The 23406-nt window shown below is 36.5% G+C and carries 25 protein-coding genes; 20 read left to right on the top strand and 5 right to left on the bottom strand.

Translation table 11 applies throughout. From position 1 onward, the window contains the following. Nucleotides 1-2 precede the first annotated feature (2 nt). Complete coding sequence (locus tag RBATCC27255_RS02125; protein ID WP_101028523.1) at nt 3-509, top strand: hypothetical protein; 507 nt, start codon at nt 3-5, stop codon at nt 507-509. Nucleotides 510-570: 61 nt separating this feature from the next. On the opposite strand, the gene RBATCC27255_RS02120 is transcribed toward RBATCC27255_RS02125, so the two are convergent. Genes RBATCC27255_RS02120 through dinB form a run of 3 tightly spaced genes read right to left on the bottom strand, consistent with a single transcriptional unit; the run spans nt 571 to nt 3008 of the window. After that, complete coding sequence (locus tag RBATCC27255_RS02120; protein ID WP_101028522.1) at nt 571-1443, bottom strand: SPL family radical SAM protein; 873 nt, start codon at nt 1441-1443, stop codon at nt 571-573. Nucleotides 1444-1455: 12 nt separating this feature from the next. Continuing rightward, nucleotides 1456-1689, bottom strand: coding sequence for a hypothetical protein (locus RBATCC27255_RS02115; protein WP_101028521.1), 234 nt, complete (start codon nt 1687-1689; stop codon nt 1456-1458). 44 nt (nt 1690-1733) lie between these two features. Continuing rightward, nucleotides 1734-3008 carry a DNA polymerase IV gene (gene dinB / locus RBATCC27255_RS02110; RefSeq protein WP_242958535.1) on the bottom strand — a complete coding sequence of 425 codons (1275 nt, stop codon included), beginning with the start codon at nt 3006-3008 and terminating at the stop codon, nt 1734-1736. A gap of 274 nt (nt 3009-3282) precedes the next feature. Between dinB and pyrE the strand changes: the two genes are divergently transcribed. From pyrE to RBATCC27255_RS02075, 7 genes are all read left to right on the top strand, one after another. Next, nucleotides 3283-3960, top strand: a complete 678-nt coding sequence (gene pyrE / locus RBATCC27255_RS02105) for an orotate phosphoribosyltransferase (RefSeq protein ID WP_101028520.1) — start codon at nt 3283-3285, stop codon at nt 3958-3960. A gap of 74 nt (nt 3961-4034) precedes the next feature. Then, nucleotides 4035-4742, top strand: coding sequence for a JAB domain-containing protein (locus RBATCC27255_RS02100; protein ID WP_015523692.1), 708 nt, complete (start codon nt 4035-4037; stop codon nt 4740-4742). A 162-nt stretch (nt 4743-4904) separates the two neighbouring features. After that, entirely contained in the window at nt 4905-6863 is a 1959-nt protein-coding gene (gene uvrB / locus RBATCC27255_RS02095) for an excinuclease ABC subunit UvrB (RefSeq protein WP_101028519.1), read from the top strand. 15 nt (nt 6864-6878) lie between these two features. Beyond that, nucleotides 6879-8864 (top strand): DNA gyrase/topoisomerase IV subunit B, encoded by a 1986-nt coding sequence (locus RBATCC27255_RS02090; RefSeq protein ID WP_101028518.1) that lies wholly within the window; start codon nt 6879-6881, stop codon nt 8862-8864. A gap of 16 nt (nt 8865-8880) precedes the next feature. Further along, complete coding sequence (locus tag RBATCC27255_RS02085; RefSeq protein WP_101028517.1) at nt 8881-11124, top strand: DNA gyrase/topoisomerase IV subunit A; 2244 nt, start codon at nt 8881-8883, stop codon at nt 11122-11124. A 126-nt stretch (nt 11125-11250) separates the two neighbouring features. Then, nucleotides 11251-11502 carry a preprotein translocase subunit SecG gene (gene secG, locus RBATCC27255_RS02080; RefSeq protein WP_101028516.1) on the top strand — a complete coding sequence of 84 codons (252 nt, stop codon included), beginning with the start codon at nt 11251-11253 and terminating at the stop codon, nt 11500-11502. A 64-nt stretch (nt 11503-11566) separates the two neighbouring features. Continuing rightward, the gene (locus tag RBATCC27255_RS02075; protein WP_242958534.1) at nt 11567-11842 is read left to right on the top strand and encodes a pro-sigmaK processing inhibitor BofA family protein; all 276 of its coding nucleotides are present in this window, start codon (nt 11567-11569) and stop codon (nt 11840-11842) included. Nucleotides 11843-11897: 55 nt separating this feature from the next. Here RBATCC27255_RS02075 and RBATCC27255_RS02070 read toward each other — a convergent pair whose 3' ends face one another. Next, the gene (locus RBATCC27255_RS02070; RefSeq protein ID WP_169923205.1) at nt 11898-12494 is read right to left on the bottom strand and encodes a DUF4364 family protein; all 597 of its coding nucleotides are present in this window, start codon (nt 12492-12494) and stop codon (nt 11898-11900) included. Between the two features lie 275 nt (nt 12495-12769). Between RBATCC27255_RS02070 and RBATCC27255_RS02065 the strand changes: the two genes are divergently transcribed. The 8 genes from RBATCC27255_RS02065 (at nt 12770) to RBATCC27255_RS02030 (ending at nt 18359) form a co-directional block, all read left to right on the top strand. Beyond that, nucleotides 12770-13321, top strand: coding sequence for a hypothetical protein (locus RBATCC27255_RS02065; protein WP_101028513.1), 552 nt, complete (start codon nt 12770-12772; stop codon nt 13319-13321). 9 nt (nt 13322-13330) lie between these two features. Further along, complete coding sequence (locus RBATCC27255_RS02060; protein WP_101028512.1) at nt 13331-13813, top strand: hypothetical protein; 483 nt, start codon at nt 13331-13333, stop codon at nt 13811-13813. Between the two features lie 207 nt (nt 13814-14020). After that, nucleotides 14021-14557, top strand: coding sequence for a hypothetical protein (locus tag RBATCC27255_RS02055; protein ID WP_101028511.1), 537 nt, complete (start codon nt 14021-14023; stop codon nt 14555-14557). Between the two features lie 12 nt (nt 14558-14569). Continuing rightward, complete coding sequence (locus RBATCC27255_RS02050) at nt 14570-14974, top strand: hypothetical protein (protein WP_101028510.1); 405 nt, start codon at nt 14570-14572, stop codon at nt 14972-14974. A gap of 266 nt (nt 14975-15240) precedes the next feature. Beyond that, complete coding sequence (locus RBATCC27255_RS02045; RefSeq protein WP_147337672.1) at nt 15241-15852, top strand: hypothetical protein; 612 nt, start codon at nt 15241-15243, stop codon at nt 15850-15852. 297 nt (nt 15853-16149) lie between these two features. Beyond that, entirely contained in the window at nt 16150-16614 is a 465-nt protein-coding gene (locus tag RBATCC27255_RS02040) for a hypothetical protein (RefSeq protein ID WP_101028508.1), read from the top strand. Between the two features lie 167 nt (nt 16615-16781). Next, the gene (locus tag RBATCC27255_RS02035; RefSeq protein WP_101028507.1) at nt 16782-17582 is read left to right on the top strand and encodes a CPBP family intramembrane glutamic endopeptidase; all 801 of its coding nucleotides are present in this window, start codon (nt 16782-16784) and stop codon (nt 17580-17582) included. A 252-nt stretch (nt 17583-17834) separates the two neighbouring features. Further along, on the top strand, nt 17835-18359 hold the full coding sequence (locus tag RBATCC27255_RS02030) for a hypothetical protein (protein WP_101028506.1): 525 nt from the start codon (nt 17835-17837) through the stop codon (nt 18357-18359). Nucleotides 18360-18586: 227 nt separating this feature from the next. Here RBATCC27255_RS02030 and RBATCC27255_RS10380 read toward each other — a convergent pair whose 3' ends face one another. Next, nucleotides 18587-18787 (bottom strand): hypothetical protein, encoded by a 201-nt coding sequence (locus RBATCC27255_RS10380; protein ID WP_101028505.1) that lies wholly within the window; start codon nt 18785-18787, stop codon nt 18587-18589. A 162-nt stretch (nt 18788-18949) separates the two neighbouring features. On the opposite strand from RBATCC27255_RS10380, the gene RBATCC27255_RS02020 reads away from it, so the two are divergent. From RBATCC27255_RS02020 to gdhA, 4 genes are all read left to right on the top strand, one after another. Further along, the gene (locus RBATCC27255_RS02020; protein WP_101028504.1) at nt 18950-19360 is read left to right on the top strand and encodes a DUF4279 domain-containing protein; all 411 of its coding nucleotides are present in this window, start codon (nt 18950-18952) and stop codon (nt 19358-19360) included. A 103-nt stretch (nt 19361-19463) separates the two neighbouring features. After that, nucleotides 19464-20216, top strand: coding sequence for a hypothetical protein (locus RBATCC27255_RS02015; protein WP_101028503.1), 753 nt, complete (start codon nt 19464-19466; stop codon nt 20214-20216). A 467-nt stretch (nt 20217-20683) separates the two neighbouring features. After that, complete coding sequence (locus RBATCC27255_RS02010; protein WP_101028502.1) at nt 20684-21268, top strand: hypothetical protein; 585 nt, start codon at nt 20684-20686, stop codon at nt 21266-21268. A 528-nt stretch (nt 21269-21796) separates the two neighbouring features. Further along, entirely contained in the window at nt 21797-23128 is a 1332-nt protein-coding gene (gdhA, locus tag RBATCC27255_RS02005; RefSeq protein WP_015523831.1) for an NADP-specific glutamate dehydrogenase, read from the top strand. The last annotated feature ends 278 nt before the right edge of the window (nt 23129-23406 follow it).

The following is a 23406-nucleotide window of genomic DNA, read 5'->3' as shown; positions in this document are numbered from 1 at the left end:
ATATGAGCAGAAAATCTGTAAAAAAGCCTGATTACGCAAAATTTGAGGCTAACAGGGCTGTAAAAAAGAAGAATAAGAAAAAGAAAACAACAGCAATCGTTTCATCGGTTATTGCCGCCTGCATATTTATCATTGCGGCAATCGTTGCCGTTAATGTGCTTTCACCGTCAGTAACCGCCGAGCTTACCTCATCTGCATGGATTCCCGAAGGTGCTAAGAATGCGAGCGGTGATGAGGTTGAAATGAGTGAGGTTTACAACACAAATTACAGCGCTTATCAGGGTTCTATGTCATTTTCCGATGACGGCACTTTTACTTTATGGCTTTCGCCGGGAAGTCCGGATGACGGAACTCACAGCGGAAAATATACCGTGTCAGCTTCGGACAAAGTTAATTTGTCATTTGACAACGGAACAAATACTGCAGCCGCACTCAAGCAAAGCAACGGTAAAATCACTGCTGTTGTGCTTAAATATAACGACTACGAAATCACATTTGTAAAACAGTAAATATCTTAAAAGCAAAAAAAGATATACGGTAAAATTTCTGCCGTATATCTTTTTGTTTTGCCTATATTCTGTCAAACAGACTTAGCTGTTCGGTTTTGCTTTCAAACTTATGCAAATATGAAAACACATTTTCAACTCCGAACATAATTCCGTGTTTTCTGCAAACTTCTGAAATCCTGTTCATCAAAACATTATTGTTACTGCTTGTAAGCTGATATAAATTTCCGTATGTATAAATGTACCGTTCTTTCATATTCGGAAAGTGTCTGTCAAGCCGGCTGTAAAAATATTCTCTGTCACCGTCACGCAGAGTAAGCCCTATTCCAAAGCATATTATTCCACGAACCTTTGCATCAATGCAATACTTTAAAAGTCCGTCGATATTTTCTTTCGTATCATTTATAAACGGTAAAAACGGAGAAAACCACACAACACTTGGAATACCGTTTTCGTGAAATACCTTGAGCGTTTCAAATCTTTCTTTAGTAACGGAAACATTCGGTTCAATTATTCTGCAAAGGCTTTCGTCTGCCGTTGTAAGCGTCATCTGCAACACAGCCTTGCTTTTATCGTTTATGCTCTTAAGCAGGTCAATATTCCTCATAACAGATGCCGATTTTGTATGTACGGTTACACCGAATCCGTAGCGGTCGATTATTTCAAGACATCTTCGTGTCAGTTTCAGTTCTTTTTCAAGAGGAATGTACGGATCGCTCATCGCACCCGTTCCAATCATACATTTTCTGCGTTTTCTTTTTAAAGCGTTTTCGAGCAATTCCGGGGCATTTTCTTTCACCTCAATATCTTCAAATCGGTGATTCATCTGATAGCATTTACTGCGTGCATCACAATAAATGCATCCGTGTTGACATCCTCTGTAAATGTTCATGCCGTTTGTGGCAGACAAAATTCCTTTTGCTTTGACCTTATGCATATAATCCTCCGCTCATTGCTTGGCATCGACAAACCACCTGTTTTCCTCCAAAAACAAATATCGTTCTTTGCCGAGGATATGGCAGGTGTAGCGTATTCCCGCACCGCCTGCTTTGAGAGACGCCGCATACCGCACATCGGAAATTCTGTCAATGCGGTATCTTCTTCCGTCATCCCACACAATATATTCGGGAATAAGATCTCCGTCACAATCAAATGTGGCAGTAACTTTAACATACTTTTTCATAGCTTGTTACCTCTTTTCAAATTTGAGCAACGCTCACGATTTGATTATAAATATCCGACAGGATGAATTGTGTGATCCTCTTTTGGATTAAAATCCGAAAGTTCCTTGTCATTAAGCAGAACCGCAGGGCGCACAGCATAATTGCCGAATCGCTTTTTCAACATATCAAGTGTTTTGTCAAGCCGCTCATTCTGAATGAGTCGCTTTTCATCAACTAAAAAACTTATTTGATGAGGCTGATCATCGTGAATAAAATCTGTGACGCTTACGCCGATACTTCTCAGCGGCTTTTCCATTTTATAACTTTTTATAAAAAGTTCCGTTGCGGCTTTTGTAATTTTCTTTGTAAGATTCGTGTGTGCCTCCATTGTATGCTGTCTTTTTAATGTCGTCAGTTCATTGTCACGAATATAAATACAAACCGTTTTTGCCATAAATCCCTGTTCACGCATTCTTCTGCAAACACTGTCACACAAAACGAATATAACCTGTTTTACATCGTTAAAGGTTACCATATCTTTCGGAGTTGTGGTTGAGTTACCGATTGACTTTACCTCGCTGTTTTCGTTCATATGGGCAACAGGGGAAGAATCATATCCGTTTGCAAAGCCGTAAATCAGGTCGCCCCATTTTCCAAGATATGACCGCAACAGCGTAACATCGGCAGTTGCAATATCTCCAATCGTATAAATGCCGATAGATTCAAGCTTTCTGCCCGTTGCTCTGCCAACATACAAAAGGTCTTTTGCAGGACAGTTCCACACAATGTCTCTGTAATTTTCCCGTGTGATTTCCGTTATAGCGTCAGGCTTTTTATAGTCACTTCCGAATTTGGCAAAAATTTTATTAAAGCTGACTCCGATGCTTACGGTGATTCCGAGTTCCTGCTTTATACGGCGATTAATTTCGAGTGCAATCTCTTTGCCGCTCATATTCTTATTGTCGGTAACATCAAGCCATGCCTCGTCAAGTCCGAACGGCTCGATTTTGTCGGTGTATTCGCTGTAAATTCTCCTTGCCATTTTTGAAAATCGCTTGTACAAATCAAAGTGGGGAGGAACGGTTATGAGGTCGGGACATTTCTGCTTTGCCTGCCAGATTGCCTCGCCTGTTTTTATATTGTACTTCTTCGCAATCTCATTTTTAGCAAGAATAATTCCGTGCCGATTTTCCGCATCACCGCTCACGGCAACAGGTTTGTTCCTGATTTCGGGATGATGCAAACATTCAACGCTCGCATAAAATCCGTTGCAGTCGCTGTGAAGAATAACCCTGTCTTTTTTATATTTGCTTTTGTCAACGGCACAATTAATATTCACAACGCATCACCTCGAACATTTGTTTTTATTTAATTATAGAACACTTGTTCTATAAAGTCAAGCGTAAATAGTTAAAACGGTAGTCAAAAACGAAAAAGAAAAATGTAAAAATTTTTTGATTTGCAAGGCTACGCACTACATATTGATTACAGCTGTGTAACTGTCATTTACAAAAACAAGATATTGTGGTAGAATTTACAATGTTGAATTATGTAAAACTGTCGGATATTACAGATGTTTGTCCGAAGGCTATTTTGTATCGGAGGTTTTATTGATGGAAGCTTACAAAAAGGAATTCATTGAATTTATGGTTGATTGTCAGGTTCTCAAATTTGGCGATTTTGTTACAAAGAGCGGAAGAAAAACTCCTTTCTTCGTAAACACAGGTTTCTACAGAACAGGCGCTCAGCTCCGCCGTCTTGGTCAGTATTATGCAGAAGCTATCAACAACAAGTTCGGTCTTGGTTTTGATGTTCTTTTCGGACCTGCATACAAGGGCATTCCGCTTTCTGTTGCCGCAACTATCGCAATCAGCGAAAAATACGGTCAGGATATCCGTTATTGCTCAAACAGAAAAGAAGTTAAGGATCACGGTGACAAGGGTATTCTTCTCGGCAGTCCTATCAATGACGGTGACAAGGTTGTTATCATCGAAGATGTTACAACAGCAGGCACATCAATTGAAGAAACTCTCCCGATTATCAAGGCTCAGGGCGATGTAAACCCAATCGGTCTTGTCGTTTCCGTTGACCGTATGGAGCGTGGTAAGGGTACAAAGAGCGCACTTTCCGAGATTGAAGAGAAGTACGGCCTTAAAACAACCGCAATCGTAACAATGGCTGAGGTTGTTGAACACCTTTACAACAAAGAATATAAGGGCAAGGTTGTTATTGATGACAAGCTCAAAGCCGCTATTGACGCTTATTATGAGCAGTACGGTGTGAAGGAATAATCGTATAAATAATCAGTCGGGGCGGTTTTATCCGCCCCAAAGTTTGATAAAAACTGTTTTGCGGTGGGGATAATATGGCACGGACAACTGACAATGAACACAGCGGTCATCGTGAAAGAATGCGTAAAAAGTTCATAGAAAACGGATTTGATGTGTTTGAAACTCACGAGGCTCTTGAAATGTTCCTTTACTATGCTATTCCGAGAAAGGACACAAATCCTCTTGCGCACCGTCTGCTTGACCGTTATATCACTGTCGGCGGAGTGTGTGACGCTCCGATTGACGAGCTTATGAAGGAATTTGGTCTGTCTGAAAATGCCGCCGCATTGCTCAAAATGTTGCCCGAAATGGCAAGGCTTTATACCGAATCAAAGATGTCGCATGATAATATCATCGACTATGAAAATCTCGGTAAAATATTTAAAGCAAAATTTATCGGTCGAACAAACGAATGTGTCGCTCTCATGCTCGGTGATGCAAAGGGCAAGATGATTTATTTTGATATAATTTCAAAAGGTTCACTCAATTCATCCGATATGCCCGTCAGAAAAATTGTTGATTTGTCACTTCGTCACAATGCCAAAACTGCGTTTATAGCACATAATCATCCCAGCGGAACGGCTCTGCCCTCGGGAAGCGACCTTGACACAACAATAGTTTTGAAGAGTACGCTTGCAACTGTCGGAGTTGAGCTTATCGACCATTTCATAATAACCGATGATGATTATGTTTCTCTCCGTGAAAGCAGGCTTGCTGGGAACATCTTCTATTATGAAAAGTAATAATGTTCCTTAAAAGAAATATTTGACAATTTAAAACAGCTGTTCTATAATTAAAATCGAAATTTTGTTCGGATATGTTTTCTGTTACAGGACTTTTGTAATAAAGAGCCTTGTAACAGGAAACATAATAAAAAAATCCGTATTTGGAATGTGATGTGTATTATGGAATTTAAACTTCATTCAAAATATCAGCCGACAGGCGACCAGCCGCAGACAATCGAAAAGCTTGTAAACAGTATAAATGCAGGCAACCGTGAACAGACGCTCCTCGGTGTAACGGGTTCGGGTAAAACTTTTACAATGGCAAATGTTATTCAGAAGGTTCAAAGACCGACACTTGTGCTTGCACACAACAAAACTCTTGCGGCTCAGCTTTGCAGTGAGTTCAAAGAGTTCTTTCCGGAAAATGCGGTTGAATATTTTGTGTCATACTACGATTACTATCAGCCTGAGGCATATGTTGCACAGACGGATACTTATATTGAAAAAGACAGTTCAATCAATGACGAGATTGATAAACTCCGCCACAGCGCAACTCTTGCACTTTCCGAAAGACGAGATGTAATTATTGTTGCCTCGGTTTCTTGCATATACAGCCTGGGCGATCCTATTGACTACCGTAATATGGTAATCTCACTTCGTCCGGGAATGGAAAAGTCCCGTGATGAGCTCGTAAAAAAGCTTGTTGAACTGCAGTATGAACGCAATGATGTAAGCTTTACCCGTAATAAATTCAGGGTTCGTGGTGATGTGGTTGAAATTTTCCCTGCCGCATCAAACGATTCTATAATCCGTGTCGAATTTTTCGGAGATGAAATTGACAGAATTTCCGAAATCAATCCGCTTACGGGCGAACTCAAAGCGATTCTGAAACATGCCGCAATCTATCCTGCGTCACACTACATTGTGTCGGGAGATAAGATGAAAAAGGCTCTTGCGGAAATTGATAGGGAGCTTGAGGAAAGACTTGCATATTTCCGTGAAAACGGAAAGCTCCTTGAGGCACAACGGCTTGAACAGCGTACAAGGTACGATATGGAAATGCTGCAGGAAATCGGGTTTTGTACGGGCATTGAGAACTATTCAAGAATAATGTCGGGCAGAGCGCCAGGCTCATCGCCTTACACGCTTTTAAGCTATTTCCCCGATGATTTTCTGCTCTTTGTTGATGAGTCCCATGTAACGCTTCCACAGGTACGGGGGATGTTTGCGGGTGACTATGCAAGAAAAAAGAGCCTTATTGACTACGGTTTCAGACTTCCGTCTGCACTTGATAACCGTCCGCTCAACTTTGACGAATTCTATTCAAAAATAAATCAGGTTGTTTATGTAAGCGCAACGCCAGGCGATTTTGAGCTTGAAAAATCGGCTGTTGTTGCAGAGCAGATTATCAGACCTACAGGACTTCTTGATCCTGAAATTTCGGTAAGACCTACCGAAGGTCAGCTTGACGACCTTGTGTCCGAAATCAATATCCGTACAGCCAAAAATCAAAGAACACTTGTCACAACCCTTACCAAGAAAATGGCGGAAGACCTTACCGCATATCTTGAAAAGCTGGGTATCAGGGTTCGTTATATGCACCACGACATTGATACCGTTGAAAGAATGGAGATTGTCCGTGATTTAAGACTCGGAGAATTTGATGTTCTTGTCGGAATCAACCTTCTGCGTGAAGGACTTGATATTCCCGAGGTTTCTCTTGTTGCCGTACTTGACGCCGACAAAGAGGGATTTCTCCGTTCAACCCGTTCGCTTATTCAGATTGCCGGCAGAGCCGCACGAAACAGCGAGGGTACGGTTATTATGTATGCCGACAGCGTAACACCGTCAATGAAGGTTGCAATAGCTGAAACACAGCGCCGCCGTGAAATTCAGAATAAATATAATGTTGAGCACGGCATCGTTCCAAAGACTATTGTCAAAAAGGTCAGCGATATACTTGAAATTTCTACTCACGATGACAGTGAATTTAAAAATACAAAAAAGCTTTCAAAGGCACAAAAACAACAGTTGACAGAAAAACTGACAAAGGAAATGAAAGCTGCCGCAAAGTTGCTTGAATTTGAACACGCCGCATATCTGCGTGACAAAATCAAAAAACTGCGTGGTGAAAAATGATAAAGGAAGAGTAAAATGCCAAGAAAGAAAACCACCGATTATGATAATACCAGTATCACAACGCTAAAGGGTGCCGACCGTGTCCGCAAGCGTCCTGCCGTAATTTTCGGCTCGGACGGTATTGACGGCTGTCAGCACTCCGTGTTTGAGATTCTTTCAAACTCAATAGACGAGGCGAGAGAGGGTTACGGTAAAAAAATCACAGTTACACGCTATTCCGACGGCTCAATTGAGGTTGAAGATCACGGCAGAGGAATTCCCGTTGACTACAACGAAAACGAAAAGCGCTACAACTGGGAACTGGTTTTCTGCGAACTCTATGCCGGCGGTAAGTATAATAACAACGAGGGTGAAAGCTACGAATTTTCCCTTGGTATGAACGGTCTCGGTCTTTGTTCAACCCAGTACAGCTCCGAGTATATGGATGTTGATATCCGCCGTGACGGCTACCGATACACTCTCCGCTTTGAAAAAGGCGAGATTGTCGGCAAGCTCAAAAAAGAACCGTACAGCAAAAAGGATACGGGTACAAAAATTCATTGGAAACCCGACCTCGAAGTCTTTACGGATATAGACATTCAGCCCGAATATTTTCTTGACATAATGAAAAGACAGGCTATTGTCAACGCAGGAATTGAATTTGTTTTCCGCAATCAAAACGGCAAAAGCTTTGATACAACAAGCTATAACTATGTAAACGGTATTGTTGACCATGTTGCCGAGGTAGTCGGTGAAAACGGACTCAGCTCAATTCAGCATTGGGAAACCGAGGTTAAAACCCGTGACCGTGACGATAAGCCTGAATATAAGTGCAAAATGGATATTTCGGTTGCATTTTCAAATAAAGTGCATCTCACCGAATACTACCACAACTCAAGCTGGCTTGAACACGGCGGCGCTCCCGATAAGGCGGTGCGGAATGCCTTTGTTTACCAGATTGACAGCTACTTAAAACAGAATAATAAATATAACAAAACCGAAAGCAAAATTAAATATGATGATGTTGAGGACAGCCTTGTGTGCGTTATTTCGTCTTTTTCAAGTGTTTCATCATATGAAAACCAGACCAAAAAGGCGGTTACAAACAAGGGTATTCAGGACGCTATGACTGCATTTCTCCGTCAGAGTCTTGAAGTCTATTTTATTGAAAATCCGCTTGAGGCAGAAAAAATTTGCGAACAGGTGCTTATCAATAAGCGCAGCCGTGAAAATGCTGAGAAAACACGACTTAATATAAAGAAGAAGCTTTCGGGCAATCTTGACATAACAAACCGTGTTGCAAAATTTGTCGATTGCAGAAGTAAAGACACGGAACAGCGTGAACTGTTCATAGTAGAGGGTGATTCTGCTCTCGGTGCCTGTAAACAGGCAAGGAACCCCGATTTTCAGGCAATTATGCCAATCAGAGGTAAAATACTTAACTGCCTTAAAGCCGACTACGGTAAGATTTTTAAGAGCGAAATCATTACCGATTTGCTCAAGGTTCTCGGTTGCGGTGTTGAGGTTAAGTCAAAAGCCAACAAGAATCTTTCAAGCTTTGATATGAACGCACTTCGTTGGAGCAAAATTATTCTCTGCACCGATGCCGATGTTGACGGATTCCAGATCAGAACACTTTTACTTACCATGCTTTACAGACTTACACCTACACTCATTGAAGAAGGCAAGGTGTTTATTGCCGAATCGCCTCTTTATGAGATTACATCCAAAAACGATGTATATTTTGCATACGATGAGGTTGAAAAGGATAAGTTCATTGAACAGCTCGGCAAGGAGAAATTCACAATTCAGCGTTCAAAAGGTCTCGGCGAAAACGAACCCGATATGATGAACCTTACCACAATGAATCCCGAGTCACGCAGACTTATCAAGGTTCTTCCTGCCGATGCAGAACAGACAGCGGAAATTTTTGATGTTCTTCTCGGTGACAATCTTCAGGGAAGAAAAGATTATATAGTAGAACACGGCAACGAATATATTGACCAGCTTGATGTAAGCTGATTGGAGGTGGAAATAAATGGCGAAAAAATCTTCAAAGACTCCCCGTAGAACTTCACCGTCAAAAACTCACGGTGTAATCAACGGTGCGGGTGAAGTAGTGGAACAGCCAATCGTTTCCACTATCAGAGAGAACTATATGCCGTATGCAATGAGCGTAATTCTCTCCCGTGCAATTCCGGAAATTGACGGATTCAAGCCGTCGCACAGAAAGCTCCTGTATATGATGTACAAAATGGGACTTCTGAACGGCGGAAGAACAAAATCGGCAAACATTGTCGGTGCAACAATGAAGCTCAATCCTCACGGCGACTCTGCAATTTATGACACAATGGTTCGTCTTTCAAGGGGCTATGAGGCGCTTTTGCATCCGTATGTAGACTCAAAGGGTAACTTCGGTAAATTCTACAGCCGTGACATGGCGTGGGCGGCATCCCGTTATACTGAGGCAAAGCTTGACGCAATCTGCAATGAGCTGTTTCGTGATATAGACAAAGATACCGTAGATTTTGTAGATAACTACGATAATACAATGAAAGAACCGTCACTTTTGCCAGTTGCTTTTCCGTCTGTACTTGTAAACGCAAACACAGGTATTGCCGTTGGTATGGCGTCAAATATCTGTTCATTCAATCTGCGTGAAATCTGCGAAACAACAGCGGCACTTATCCGTGATCCCGACCATGATATAAAGTCAACTCTGCCGGCCCCTGATTTTACAGGCGGTTGTCAGATTATCTATGATGAAAATGTCATCAATCAAGTCTATGAAACAGGCAGAGGAAGTATCAAACTCCGTGCAAAGTATGTCTATGACAAGTCTGCAAACTGTATAGATATACTTTCAATCCCGGCTACAACAACTTGTGAGGTTATCATTGAAAAGGTAATCGACCTTGTAAAGCAGGGTAAAGTCAAGGAAATTTCCGATATTCGTGATGAAACAGGTATTGACGGACTTAAAATTACAATTGACCTCAAGCGTGGCATTGATGCCGACAAGCTTATGACAAAGCTTTACCGCTTTACAACACTCGAAGATTCCTATGCCTGCAATTTCAATGTGCTTATCGCAGGTGTTCCGAGAGTTCTCGGTGTAAAGGCGTTGCTTGAAGAATGGATTGCTTTCAGAATTGAGTGCGTCAGAAGAAGAACATATTTTGACCGCAACAAAAAAGCTGACAAGCTTCATCTTTTAAGAGGTCTTGAAAAAATTCTTCTCGATATTGACAAGGCAGTAAAGATTGTCCGTGAAACCGATGAAGAATCCGAGGTTGTGCCAAACCTTATGATTGGATTCGGAATTGACGAAATACAGGCTGAATATGTTGCCGAAATAAAACTTCGTCACCTTAACCGTGAATACATTTTAAAGCGTACAAAAGACCTTGAAGACCTTGAAAAGGAGATTGCCGAGCTTGACGAAATTTTAAAAAGCAAGGCAAGAATCAAGACCATCATTGTCAAAGAACTCAAATCAATTGCCGAGAAATACGGTCAGCCGAGAAAGAGTATCATAATCTATGACGATGTTGCAAGGTATGAGGAAGAGACAGTCGAGATTCCCGATTATCCTGTTAATCTTTTCTTTACAAAAGAGGGATATTTCAAAAAGATTACTCCGCAGTCGCTCAGAATGAGCGGTGAACAAAAGCTCAAAGACGGTGACGAAATCATTCAGGAGCTTGAGTTCACAAACAACTGCGACCTTTTGTTCTTTACAGATAAGTGTCAGGTGTATAAGGCAAAGGCTGACGATTTTGCACAGACAAAGGCAAGCGTCCTCGGTGATTATGTTGCCGCAAAGCTTGGTTTTGACGAAGGCGAAAATGCTGTGAAAATGGTTGTTACAAAAGATTACAAGGGTATGCTGCTCTTTGCTTTTGAAAACGGCAAGGCCGCAAAAGTTCCGCTTGAATCCTACGCAACAAAAACTAACCGTAAAAAGCTCACGGGCGCATATTCCGACAAATCTCCGCTTGTCGGACTTCTATATATGCCTGAGGATGAAGAGGTACTCTTCAAGGCGTCATCAGGAAATATGCTCCTCGTTCACACGGGCCTACTTGCCCTTAAAACCACCCGTTCAACACAGGGTGTTGCCGTTCTCAAACCAAAAAAAGGTCACAGACTTTTCAGCGTAGAACGCTATAAAGAGGGTACTTTTACAAATCCAAAGCGGTACAGAACAGCCTCGCTTCCTGCAAGAGGTGCGTTGCCTGTGAGCGATGATTCAAAAAACGAACAGCTTTCCCTGATTTAAGCTTAAAAAAATAAATAAAAATCTTGTAATATCTCTTGAAAAAGCTGTGTTTATGTGGTATTATAAAACAGTTATTAAAGCAGAATTTGTTTTATTCGTATTTATTAAAATGAAAGGAAGATAAAAATGAGCATTTGGGGCATTATTTTAGGCGTATTGCTCGCAATCGTATCTGTTGCCATTATCGTTGTGATTATCCTTCAGGAGGGTAATCAGCAGGGTATCGGTGCCGTAACAGGTGTTGCTGACTCTTATTTCTCAAAGAATAAGGCTCGTTCAATTGATGCGTTCCTCTCACGCTGGACAAAAGTATTTGCTGCTGTATTTGTTATTTTTGTAATTGCACTTAATGTGCTTTCAAAATTCGGTGTGCTGTAAGCATATAAACCGAACAATCAGCATAAAATTAACCGTCGGATAGTCCGACGGTTTTATTTTTTATGTGGAGTTGTTTAAAATGCCGTGGTGGGGAATATGTCTGATTATTTTTTCAACCTTTCTGATTTTTGCAGTCCTGCATTATATCGGGAAAAGCAAGCATCCGTTCAAGCGTTCGGCACTTTCAATGGTAATTGGGACGCTTACCCTCTTTGCCGTAAATCTGACAGGGACATTTACAGGTGTAACTTTGCCGATAAGCGCTCTGTCGCTTTTAGTTTCTGCAATAGGCGGAATACCGGGAGTGACACTAATGCTCGGTCTTAATCTTTTTTTCTGAATAATCACAGAAGGGGCGGTCACATCGACAGCCCCTTAATTGTTTGTATGAAATTTTATACAATGCCGTAAAGTTCCTCAAGAGCCTCACCGACGGTTTCTTTGTCTTTGGTCAGGAGCGCAAGCATAATTTTGTACGCTTTTTTCGGATTGTCAAGAAAATTCTTCTTTAAAATAAGCGCTTGTTCCATTTCGGGAGCGTAGATATCCAGCTTCATAAGTTCCATATCTCCGCCGGATACGGAACATTCAACAGTAAAACCGTTGTCATTCTTCGTAATATTAACTTTGTTTTCAATTTCTTTTTTCTTTTCCGCAAGCAGCTTAACCGCACACGCATACGCTTTTTCTTTAATTGTATAGGCAACAGTACTGTCAAGCTGTTTCGCAATTTCAGCACCGTTTTTTGTAAGAGAATATGTTTTGTGCTCATCATCGGCAGGAATGAGATTTCCGTTCATCACAAGATCGTCAAACGCAGAGCTTGTTTCAAAATAATTGGCAAGTCCCTGCTTAAGAATTGCCTGTATGACGATTCCTTTGTCCATATTTTCTTTTACAGAATTATATAAATAACATATCAAAGTTTTAATTTCATTTTTGCTTCTCATTCCACCAAGGTTTATACCCTCATCAAATGTATCGAAAGCCATAAAATCACCTGCTTTTGCTGATAAATTCATAATACAGCGCAATTTGAGCTTAAATCAGTTCAAATTTCTGTTCACATAAATTATAGCACAACATCCATACAAAAGCAAAGATGTAGCGAATATTTATTTTATTCAGAATTTTAAGCAAACTGTATTATAATTACTAATACAAATCTTGACAAATATTGTTTTAAAATAGTATAATAAAAGTGCAAAAAGGTAAAGTAAGTTTATGATTCCTATGTAAGCACTATTGTTCGGAAGGATATTGTAAAATGATAAAAATCAGCGAAGATAAAATTAAATTTAAAAGAAAAATTTACAAACAGAAAGAAATTTATTACATTACATATAAAAAATACTGGGACGGTGGTTTTGATAATGACGCCTCGTTATCAGATAAGGCGGATTTTTACCGTGTCGCAAATTTATTCAGTGATGCAATTAAAAAGATAGTTTCCGCTTTAAATGATTATATCGTAATCGGTAATAATTTTTCGCAAAAAGAATGTCTGTTTGAAAGTTGGACGGATATGAAAAGCTATGATTGCTATAACAATCTCAGAAGTTATATAAAAAAGAATAAAAGTTACGAACTCAAATGTTCCGAAGATGATTTGATTATAGACTGTATCGTAGAAAATAACTTCAGGTATCTCGCTTGTATAGATTTGTATCTTCCGAACAGTAAGGTCATTTTGCAACCGACCTGCCATTCCGAACTTTTTATATACGCAGAGGACTACAATAAAATTCTGCCTGTATTGAAAGAAGTTACAGATAACTCAGAACTTGTGTTGTCAAAAAATGCCTTTGATTGGAAATGAGGGAGAAGTATGAAAAAATCATTTGAATATATTATTAAAATTTCCGAAACTGAATTTTACGATAAACTCAAAAAGCATACTGCTTTTAATTGCAGTTCTTCTTCATACGATAATGGATATGAATTTTACTGTGATAACCCTAATAATATTACTGATTTAAAAGTTACATCTACATCACTACTTTCCCGTGAGGGCATATTAGCTCCATTAATAAAAATTCAAACAAAACAGCTTGACGAAAACCTTAAAGTAAATTTGACTTTGCAATCAAACAAAATATATTACTTTTTGGCTGTTTTATTTTCTTTGGCGGGAGTATTATTTGGTTTGATTACATACTTTAGTCTTGTAAATTTGTGCCTTGCAATAATCATTTCAATTGTATTTATTTTGATTATTAATTTTGCTTTTTTTATAGTTGCAAAAAGTAAAATCACTGATGCAAAAGAACGATTTGAAAGCATGATGATTTTTAACGGTCATTACTGCTGAAATTATTCACGCTTCTTTGTTATATGTTCCAAATTCGCCGACAAAGCCGCATAATTTGTTGCATATTGGATTTTTTATAGTTATAATTGAATTGTTAAAATTATAATATCTGTTTTTGATTTTAGAAGTATGGTATGCTGATGAAATATTTTAATGATATTTGCTGTAATATAGACTTATCAAAATTTGGTGTTTAAGGAGATAGTTATGAAAACCAAATTAAATTGCTATTATATTCTGAATACCCTTTTATTAATAAGCGGTATTGCTTTTGATTCCATATTGTTCTTGCATCCGTTTTTTATTTCTGTTGCAATGAAAATTATTATTGCAACAGTATTGTGCGTTGTGGTGATTTTAGATGTATTTGTTTGTAAACAATTACTGTCTGAGGGTAGTCCAAAAATGCCGAAAACGGAGTCGATTTTTGTATCTGTTCTTACATTTGTTTTGTTAATATCACAAAGTATTTATCTGACAATTATTACACTTATGGGTGCAAATGAAATATTAGGTACGATAAAAGCTATTCATTATGTTGTGTTAATTTCAATAATTTTGTTAGTTGCAACTCGACTGCATAATAAGTACATAACTAAAAAACACACTTTAGCTTTTGGTATTGATATTATAGCAATTGTGATGTGTCTAATCATTTTTGCAAATTGCGTTTTGTGTCTTATAAACGGGAATGATTTGTTTAGTTATATTGCGATTAATGAGTATAACAAATTGAACTCTTAATGAGGTGATATTATGACGAATTTCAAAGAATTAAAAAATAAAATCAAACACGGAGATTTTCAGTTTGTATATGACGAACTTAAAAAATCCGACTTTGAATATACACTTGAGAACATTGAAAAAGAATTTTCATCGGTTGATAACCGAGATATGTTCTGTTATCTTCTTTATGTGGTTTCAAATGAGAATACACCCAAGCATACAATTCTGTTGTGTGATTATCTAATGTATTCAGGTACATTTTTCTACAATCGTGAAACAGTGATTAAATATTTGCTCGACAATTGCCTTGTTAAAAGCGGCAATGATATCACGCTGATTGAGTGGATTTTGTCAATGTATGAATACAACCCCGATTCACCGTATAATGAGAAAGAAATTGCAAATTTCAATTGCATTTACGATTCTTTAAAATGATGGTGTTAACTATGAAAAATTTCAATTACAAAAATATTAAGTCGGTAGAAAAAATTCATTTACTTTTGTTGTTATTCATTGTAATGTCTACGATAATTAATTTTATTGTAAACTTGATGAGTTGTACCGAAAACATCTTTTTGACAAGTCTGTGTTTGCCGATTCAGTTTGTGTCAAGGTTTGTTGTAAGTCATAACCCTTTTGAAATTTCAGTTTCAATTGTTTTAATAGCTGTAACTTTAATTATGCTATTTTGGCTGTTTAAAATGTATTCATCGGATAACATGAAAAAGTGGCTTGCAAGCGGTATAACGGCAATTTGGTGCTTGCTAATCGGCTCAATTATACCTATTTTGCTTGATTCCGATTTAATCGGTCAATCTGTAAATAATCTCACATATGAAGAAAAAGCAAACGAACTTCTTTTGTGCGTATGGTTCGGAATTGCTTGCTCCATTTTCTGCGGAATTCTCTTTTTTATTCAAATTTCAAAGTATGCAAAATTTATGGATAGGAAATATGATAACCCTATGAAGGCTGTTGCATATGCAGAAAAGAAAAATAAAAAGGAATATTACCATACCTTGAAAAAGCCTTTGATTTTGCCGACTGTTTATGCAATTATTCCGCCGATTACCTGTAGTTTTCTAATATATTTTGGTGTCAAGTCTGCATTCCTCATTTGTTTTATTTATGTGTGTTTAGGTATAGGTATAGTGTATCATACGGCATACAATATTTCTGATTTTATAAAATCGGAAAATCAAAACATAAAAGTAACGTCAATACAAAATTATAAATGCAAACTAATTGTAATGCATATACTGCTGATGTTGTTGTACTGCATTTCATTGGTGATAATATTACTTTGTATTTAAAATATCGAAATCAGATAGGAAGTATACTATGGGAGATTGCCTTAAAAATTTATTTGTGCAACAATTTGATTCGTTTATGGCAGAGACGGAGAAGATGATTTTTCATTAAGCCGTTTGTCAGGTGAGAAATATATTGCCACTTATCCATGACTATGAGTATTCATACTACATTACAAAATACATAAAATCAGCAAATCCAAACAAACAGGCTGATGAATTTTTAAAATATTATGAAGAAAATTTTTAGTGTTGTCAAAAAGATACTGAAATATATTGAAAATGATAATGAGTGTTTTTATGTTTAAAAAAGTTGTTTGTACAATAGTGAGTACTTTATGTATCCTTTTTTTATTATCTGCCTGTGATCCTTCGATTGATGATTATGAATCTTATAAAAATCTTAAAGTAGGAGAACATTTTTCGGTTAACCGTGATGGATATGCAGTCAAAATAAACGATACGCTTCTTGTTTGGCACAACCTTGCTGATGGCGAAAAGGATTGTGTTAAAGTCATTGATAAAAATATGGTTGACTCAAGCGGAATGATAGAAGGTGAGGATGTTCTGAACGGTTCAAAAGAACTTCTTGCTGATAAAATTAAGGATTGCTATTCTTCAAATGATTATGTTATAATGGAGTTGTTAAACAATGATACCATTATTCTGGTCGATTGCAATAACAATTTCAAATATTCTAAATTTGATAATTTGAAAAGCACAGGAATTGATTACAGTAAATTTAATCACATATCAATCGGCTGATTATTTTTTTCGGAAAGAAATTTCTTATGAATAAATACTATTACATCATAAATTTGTTTGATTCAATAGACAGATTGTTTTTAAATACCTATAGTACCCCTGCATACTTTCTGTCAAAAATCAGTTTTGTTATCATATAAAATTAGTTTTTAATAGGAGGAATAGTTTTGAAAAAGTTTAAAGCTATATGTGAATCGGTGAGTTATTTTTTTATTTTTTCATTTACACCAATAATATGTGCATTAATAATTTCATTTATATATGTATGCTTTAGTAAAATAAATTTAAATCTCCCTCAAATGTCAACCTATGTTATGGAGATAATTGCTTGTTCATTAATTATGATTATTTTTTATTTTATTCTAAAAGTAAAGAGACATAATTTTGTTGATAGTATAAAACTAAATAAAATAACTCTGCATTCGGCATTGCCTTTTATTCTTTTAGGATTATCAGTATATTTTATTTTTATAATTCTATTAAATTGTATACCATTCTTTCAGGGAGAAGATACTGTTTCAAATACAAATGATTTGCACAAATCAGTCAATGGAATAAATGTAGTTTTTTTGTTTGTAGCCAAGAGTATATTAGCTCCAATTGTAGAGGAGGTTACATTTCGCGGCTTAATCTATTCAAAACTAAAATTGGCTTTTCCAATATGGGTATCATCACTTTTAGTTTCGTTGACTTTTGGTGTTATTCATTTTTCATCATCTATATTCACAGTATTGTCAGCAATTTTATTGAGTTTGATTTTTAATTACCTTGTTGATAAATATAATTCAATAGTACCTGGTATACTAATACATTCAGCTTATAATTTTACAGTTACATTTATACGATATAATATTAGATATTTTGATTTTGCGACATATGAAATTCCGATTATGGTCGTTTCAATTCTAACTTTTATCTTTTCTATAATATGTATTATTTTTAACACTAAGAAATTAAGTAGTAATTAGGGGTGAGAAGCAAGTGAAATTAAAAATACTTGGTCCTGTGTCAAGATTTAGCACAAAATAAAATGAGAAGTTCTGCCAACTAAGATGAGTTTTTTTGTCGTGACATAATGAATTCCTCCTCTTTTTTATTATACAACACTTAAAGGGGATATCTCATTTTGTTTTGTACTATTTAGATGCTAACACTAAGATAAAATGAAAGACAATATAAAGATAAATCAAACAAAGCTGAAAAATTTATGAGGTGATACGATGTATTCTGAATTATTAAAAGCTTTTCAAAGCAATAAAAATTGCAGTTTTTACGCAGATGATGAATGTGACAAGTTTATTTACGGCAAGATTATTGCACTTAACGAAGATGAGGTTGCAATTCAAATGTACAATACAGACGGAACTTGTGACGGTGTAATTGTAAAAATAGTATCTGATTTCTTCAGAATCGAGTATGATTCAAAATATAATCAAAAAATGGAGAAACTGATTGAAACGGATACTTTTGAAGACAGCGTTGAAATTGACAGTAACGCTGTATTTGATTCTGCAATAAAATCCGCAATCATTAAAAACTTCATAGTAAGTATAGAATTGCTGCACAGCGGTAATGAGAATATCACGGGATTACCGTTGTCGCTGGAAAACGGAATTTGCACCGTCAGACAGATAGATGATTACGGTTGTGATGACGGAGTAACTTCGTTTGTATTCAATACCGCAACGCAAATTACAATCAATGCAAAGTATGAAAAATTACTTTCAAGCTTAATGAACAAGTGATATGGAAAAATGAATAATTTGTTATTTGAAAAAATATGGTAAGATATCGCATTTATATCTATTTAATCAGACCGTTGTATATAAAAATCTGAATGTTCACGAAAAACAGAAAAGCAAATTACTTCACATTGTTTCATTGTGCAATGTACCATATCTGTTGTTTATTCCGAACATAATATAGTGAAATTTAAGCATAGAAAAAGCCATCGTTTTCTGATGGCTTTTTCTCATTTGATTTTAAAATATTCAGACAGTTCAACGGATGAGTCTACGGTGTCAAATCTTGAATTGGTTTTGCCGCCTTTTTTGATACCAAAACCGTAGATGACACCAAGAAAATCAACTCTGGCAATTTCTGCACCGTTTTTGTCATACACAGAATCTCCGACAAGCACAGCATTTTTTGAAAGACATTTTTGTTCAAACAATACTTTTATTTACTTTACATAATCATGGGTGAATACTGCTAAAAACAAGCCGAAATATTTGTCATATTTTCCGAAAATAATGACAAGACAATAACCTATATTGCTTTTGCAGATTGTTATATTTATACTTAAGTAAGTATTTATAGAATTGAGGTTCAGACTATGGAAGGAATAATGGTTGAGTTCATTCTTTGGACAGATAATCCCAAAACCGATATTGATAAAATTAGTCATTATATTGGTATCCAACCAATTGAAAAAAAGAGAATTGGCGAGATAAGATATATAGGTCCGAATAAAAATATAGAAAAAATTAATGAAGAATCAAGTTTATTGTATTCAACTGACTACATAAAAACAGTTGAGGTTGAGCATGCAATGCCCAAGATGATTGATATGCTCAAACCAAATTTGAAAAATATTATCAGCGTAATAAACCAATATAAACTGCATGCTAAATTTTGTGTTGTTGTAGATTTACCCGAAAAACCGATTATATATTTTTCATCGGATGTTATTAAAGCAATGGCACAATTATCGGCTGAAATTGAATTTGATATGTACATAGGGTGAGATGAGATATTTATTATGATAGATTACAGCAAGTTTAATTTGAAAAAGCTTAACGGCAACAAGCTGAAATGACATAGAAATTAAAAATGCGTAAGGTGATTAGATGAATAAAAAGAAATATGCTGTTCTTACTATGATAGTTGTAGGCATTTTTGATTTGATAATGCTTATCATAACTTTGGTTAATAGAAATTCCGGAAAGATATCTGAAAATACAGTAACATTAGATTCTTCTCTTAAAATAATTGTTTTAGCTTTATTAGTAGTATTTACTCCAATTTATTTTGTGATTAAACATATATTTGAAAACAAAGAAAAATTCCTGTATTTTAATAACATTGGTGAAGAAACATTTTATTCTCAAAACAATAAGTTTGTTAGAAATCATTATGTCTATGGTACTTTATTAGATTTAGCAAATAGCAAATTTGTTCTAGTGCTTGACGAAAATTCAAAAATAATCTCTCCTGCAGTTTATACAAAACGAAAAGATAAAATTTCTATAATTAACAGGGATACCGAATATATATTATTTGAACATATAGAATTTTCTGATGATGCTGAATATGATTACGCTTTTATCAGAACTTGTACACTGAAAAATAAAAAGACAGGAGAACAGGTTCTTTTGGTGGCAGTACCAAATCGTGAAACAGATATTCTCGCATATTCCGATTCTGCACATAAAGCCGACAAAACCGTAACTTTCGGCAAATTCAGAATATTCTGTTTTATTGAAACTGACAATAGCACATACACTGATTTGCTCGTAGATTACGAAAAGATTCATCTTGAAAAATCTAAAAGAAAAGGTATGTATTTTATCGGTTTGGATGAAGTTACAAAAGAAAAGTAATGCGTTATAAGCGATTCGAGGTGATTGTATGGAAATGCTGTATTTGATGCTTTTTTTATTGCATTGTTGGCAGTAAGCTTTATTCGTCTGCTCATTACAAACTCTGCCATATTATGCAGTCAAAGTGCGAAAATTCACCGATAAAAAACGATTTATATTAAAAGCAAGCGTGATGCTAAATTTTGTGTTAAGGATAACCACTATGAGAATAGCTTTGCTGCATCTTTTCAGTGGCTTCACGCCACGCATTTGAAATATACTGGCTGCCACGATCTGAATGGATAACTAGATTGTTATATTTATACTTAAGTAAGTATTTATAGAATTGAGGTTCAGACTATGGAAGGAATAATGGTTGAGTTCATTCTTTGGACAGATAATCCCAAAACCGATATTGATAAAATTAGTCATTATATTGGTATCCAACCAACTGAAAAAAAGAGAATGGGCGAGATGAGGTGTTTGACATGACGGAAAACAATAAAATAGACTTTGAAACTATAGATTACAGTAAAGTCAATCCGAAAAAGTTAAATGGCAACAAACGTATTGTAAAGTCATATTTGATATATTTTGCTTTTGATGTTGTACTGACAGTTGCTATATTCTTGCTCACATTATTTAAACTGATTGATAGTTCTGATAACACGGTAAATACTGTGATATTTATATTAAGCGGAATATTGTGTTTGTGCCTTTATGCTAATAATTATTATAAATCGAAAGATTGGCGATTCTATGAGAGCCTTCGTTCTGATACGCTTACAAAACTGATTGCACTATTCTTTGTCATAAATGGTGTGTTGCTGCTTTTGACATTTAATTTAGCGGGTGTACATATTTCAATAGTAGCATCATGGGGCGGCGCATCATTATCTATTCTAATTAATAATATAGTTGCTTATTTAGATGACTTAAACAAAATGTACACAACATCGAAATATGATACGGCTATAAAATTTTTGAAATTTTGGTCAGTATTTATATTGTTTGCTATGTTTGCATATGGTTATTCAAGCATTGGCAGATATGAATATATGACTTTTAGATAAAGAAAATATTAATAAGTATTGCTTTTAGAACGCTTATGTTCATTGTATTAGAAGGACAGGAGGCAATAGTTATGAAAAAAGATGCGACTAAAAAATAAAAACGAATCAAAATTACAATCGTTATTGCAATCGTGTTATTGTTTTTTGCATTGCTTATTTCTGCTTTTATCATTCAGTATCATTTCATAAAATTACTCTCAAATCTACCAAAGTGAATTACAGCTATCAGAATTAAAAGGTGAATATAGCTTCAAAATTAGTTCAAATAGGCGACAGATAGTATTACAATTACATTGATAATGGAAACCATCCTTGGGAGATTTTTAAAATAAATTGCAGAAAAGGAATAAAATTGGCTGTTTTTTTAATATTTTTAAAAAAATTTGCAGGAATCTCACAAAAGATATTGCAAATTCGTTCAAAGTATAGTATTATTAGTATGTTGATTGCAGCACTTTACTGTGCTACAGCATAATCGGAACTAATTTCCGTATAATTTATGCGAATTTTATTAAGGAGGACTTACTTATGTCATATGTAAGTGAACAGCTTGAAAAGCTGAAAGCAAAAAATGCAAACGAGCCTGAATTTATTCAGGCTGCTACCGAAGTTCTTACTTCACTTGAACCTGTTTTCGAACAGAACCCAAAGTATGAGGAGAATGGCATTCTTGAGAGAATTACAGAGCCTGAAAGAGTTATTATGTTCAGAGTACCTTGGGTTGATGACAACGGCAAGGTTCAGGTAAACCGCGGTTTCCGTGTTCAGTTCAACAGTGCTATCGGACCTTACAAGGGTGGTTTAAGACTTCATCCGTCAGTAAACCTCGGTGTTATTAAGTTCCTTGGTTTTGAGCAGATTTTTAAGAACTCACTTACAGGTCTTCCTATCGGCGGCGGTAAGGGCGGCTCTGACTTTGACCCTAAGGGCAAGAGCGACAGAGAAGTTATGGCATTCTGCCAGAGCTTTATGACAGAGCTTTGCAAGCACATCGGTGCTGACACAGATGTTCCTGCCGGTGATATCGGTACAGGTGCTCGTGAGATCGGTTATATGTTCGGTCAGTATAAGAGAATCAGAAATGTATATGAAGGCGTTCTTACAGGTAAGGGTCTCAACTGGGGCGGTTCACTCGCAAGAACAGAGGCTACAGGTTACGGTCTTCTTTATCTTACAGAGGCTATGCTTAAGGATAACGGCAAGGACATCAAGGGTGCTACTGTTTGCGTATCAGGTGCAGGTAATGTTGCTATCTACGCTACAGAAAAGGCTACAGAGCTTGGTGCTAAGGTAGTTACAATGGCTGATTCAACAGGTTGGATTTATGATGCTGAAGGTATCGACCTTGATGCTATTAAGGAAATCAAGGAAGTTAAAAGACAGCGTCTTACAGAGTATAAGAACTATCGTCCTAACTCAGAGTATCACGAAGGCAAATTCGATTGGTCAGTTAAGTGTGATGTTGCACTTCCGTGTGCTACACAGAACGAGCTTAACGAGGAAGATGCTAAAAGACTTATCGCTAACGGTTGCTATGCTGTTGCCGAAGGCGCTAACATGCCTACAACTCTTGAGGCTACAAAGCTTCTCCAGAAATCCGGCATTCTCTTTGCACCGGGTAAGGCTGCTAATGCAGGCGGTGTTGCTACATCAGCTCTTGAGATGAGCCAGAACTCACAGCGTCTTTCATGGACATTTGAAGAAGTTGACGCTAAGCTCAAGAACATTATGGTTAACATCTATAAGAACATTTCTGCTGCAGCTAAGAAGTATGGTCATGAAGGTGACTATGTAGTAGGTGCTAATATTGCAGGTTTTGAGAAGGTTGCTGATTCAATGATTCAGCAGGGCGTTTGCTAATTTAAAAGTTAAATTCCTTTAAAATTTACAGCCGTACAGATTCGTTTGGGTCTGTACGGCTGTTGTAATTTAAATGCTGTAAATTAGCATTAGCAATATGTTTCGGATTTATCTTATTTTACCTGTTCCCCGAATTATACAAAATAATCATTTTGTATAATTTTCGTAATTGGAATATACACCGCCCTTTTTTGCGTTATAATAGCATTGTAATTCTTTTAATACAGATTTTAGTTCAACTTTTCTGAGTTATCCATTATAAGAAATAAATTTACGGT

The sequence above is a fragment of the Ruminococcus bromii genome (assembly GCF_002834225.1).
Taxonomy (GTDB): Bacteria; Bacillota; Clostridia; order Oscillospirales; family Acutalibacteraceae; genus Ruminococcoides; species Ruminococcoides bromii.
Note: the sequence above shows the minus strand (reverse complement) of the source record. Positions and strands in the feature narration are given on the sequence as shown.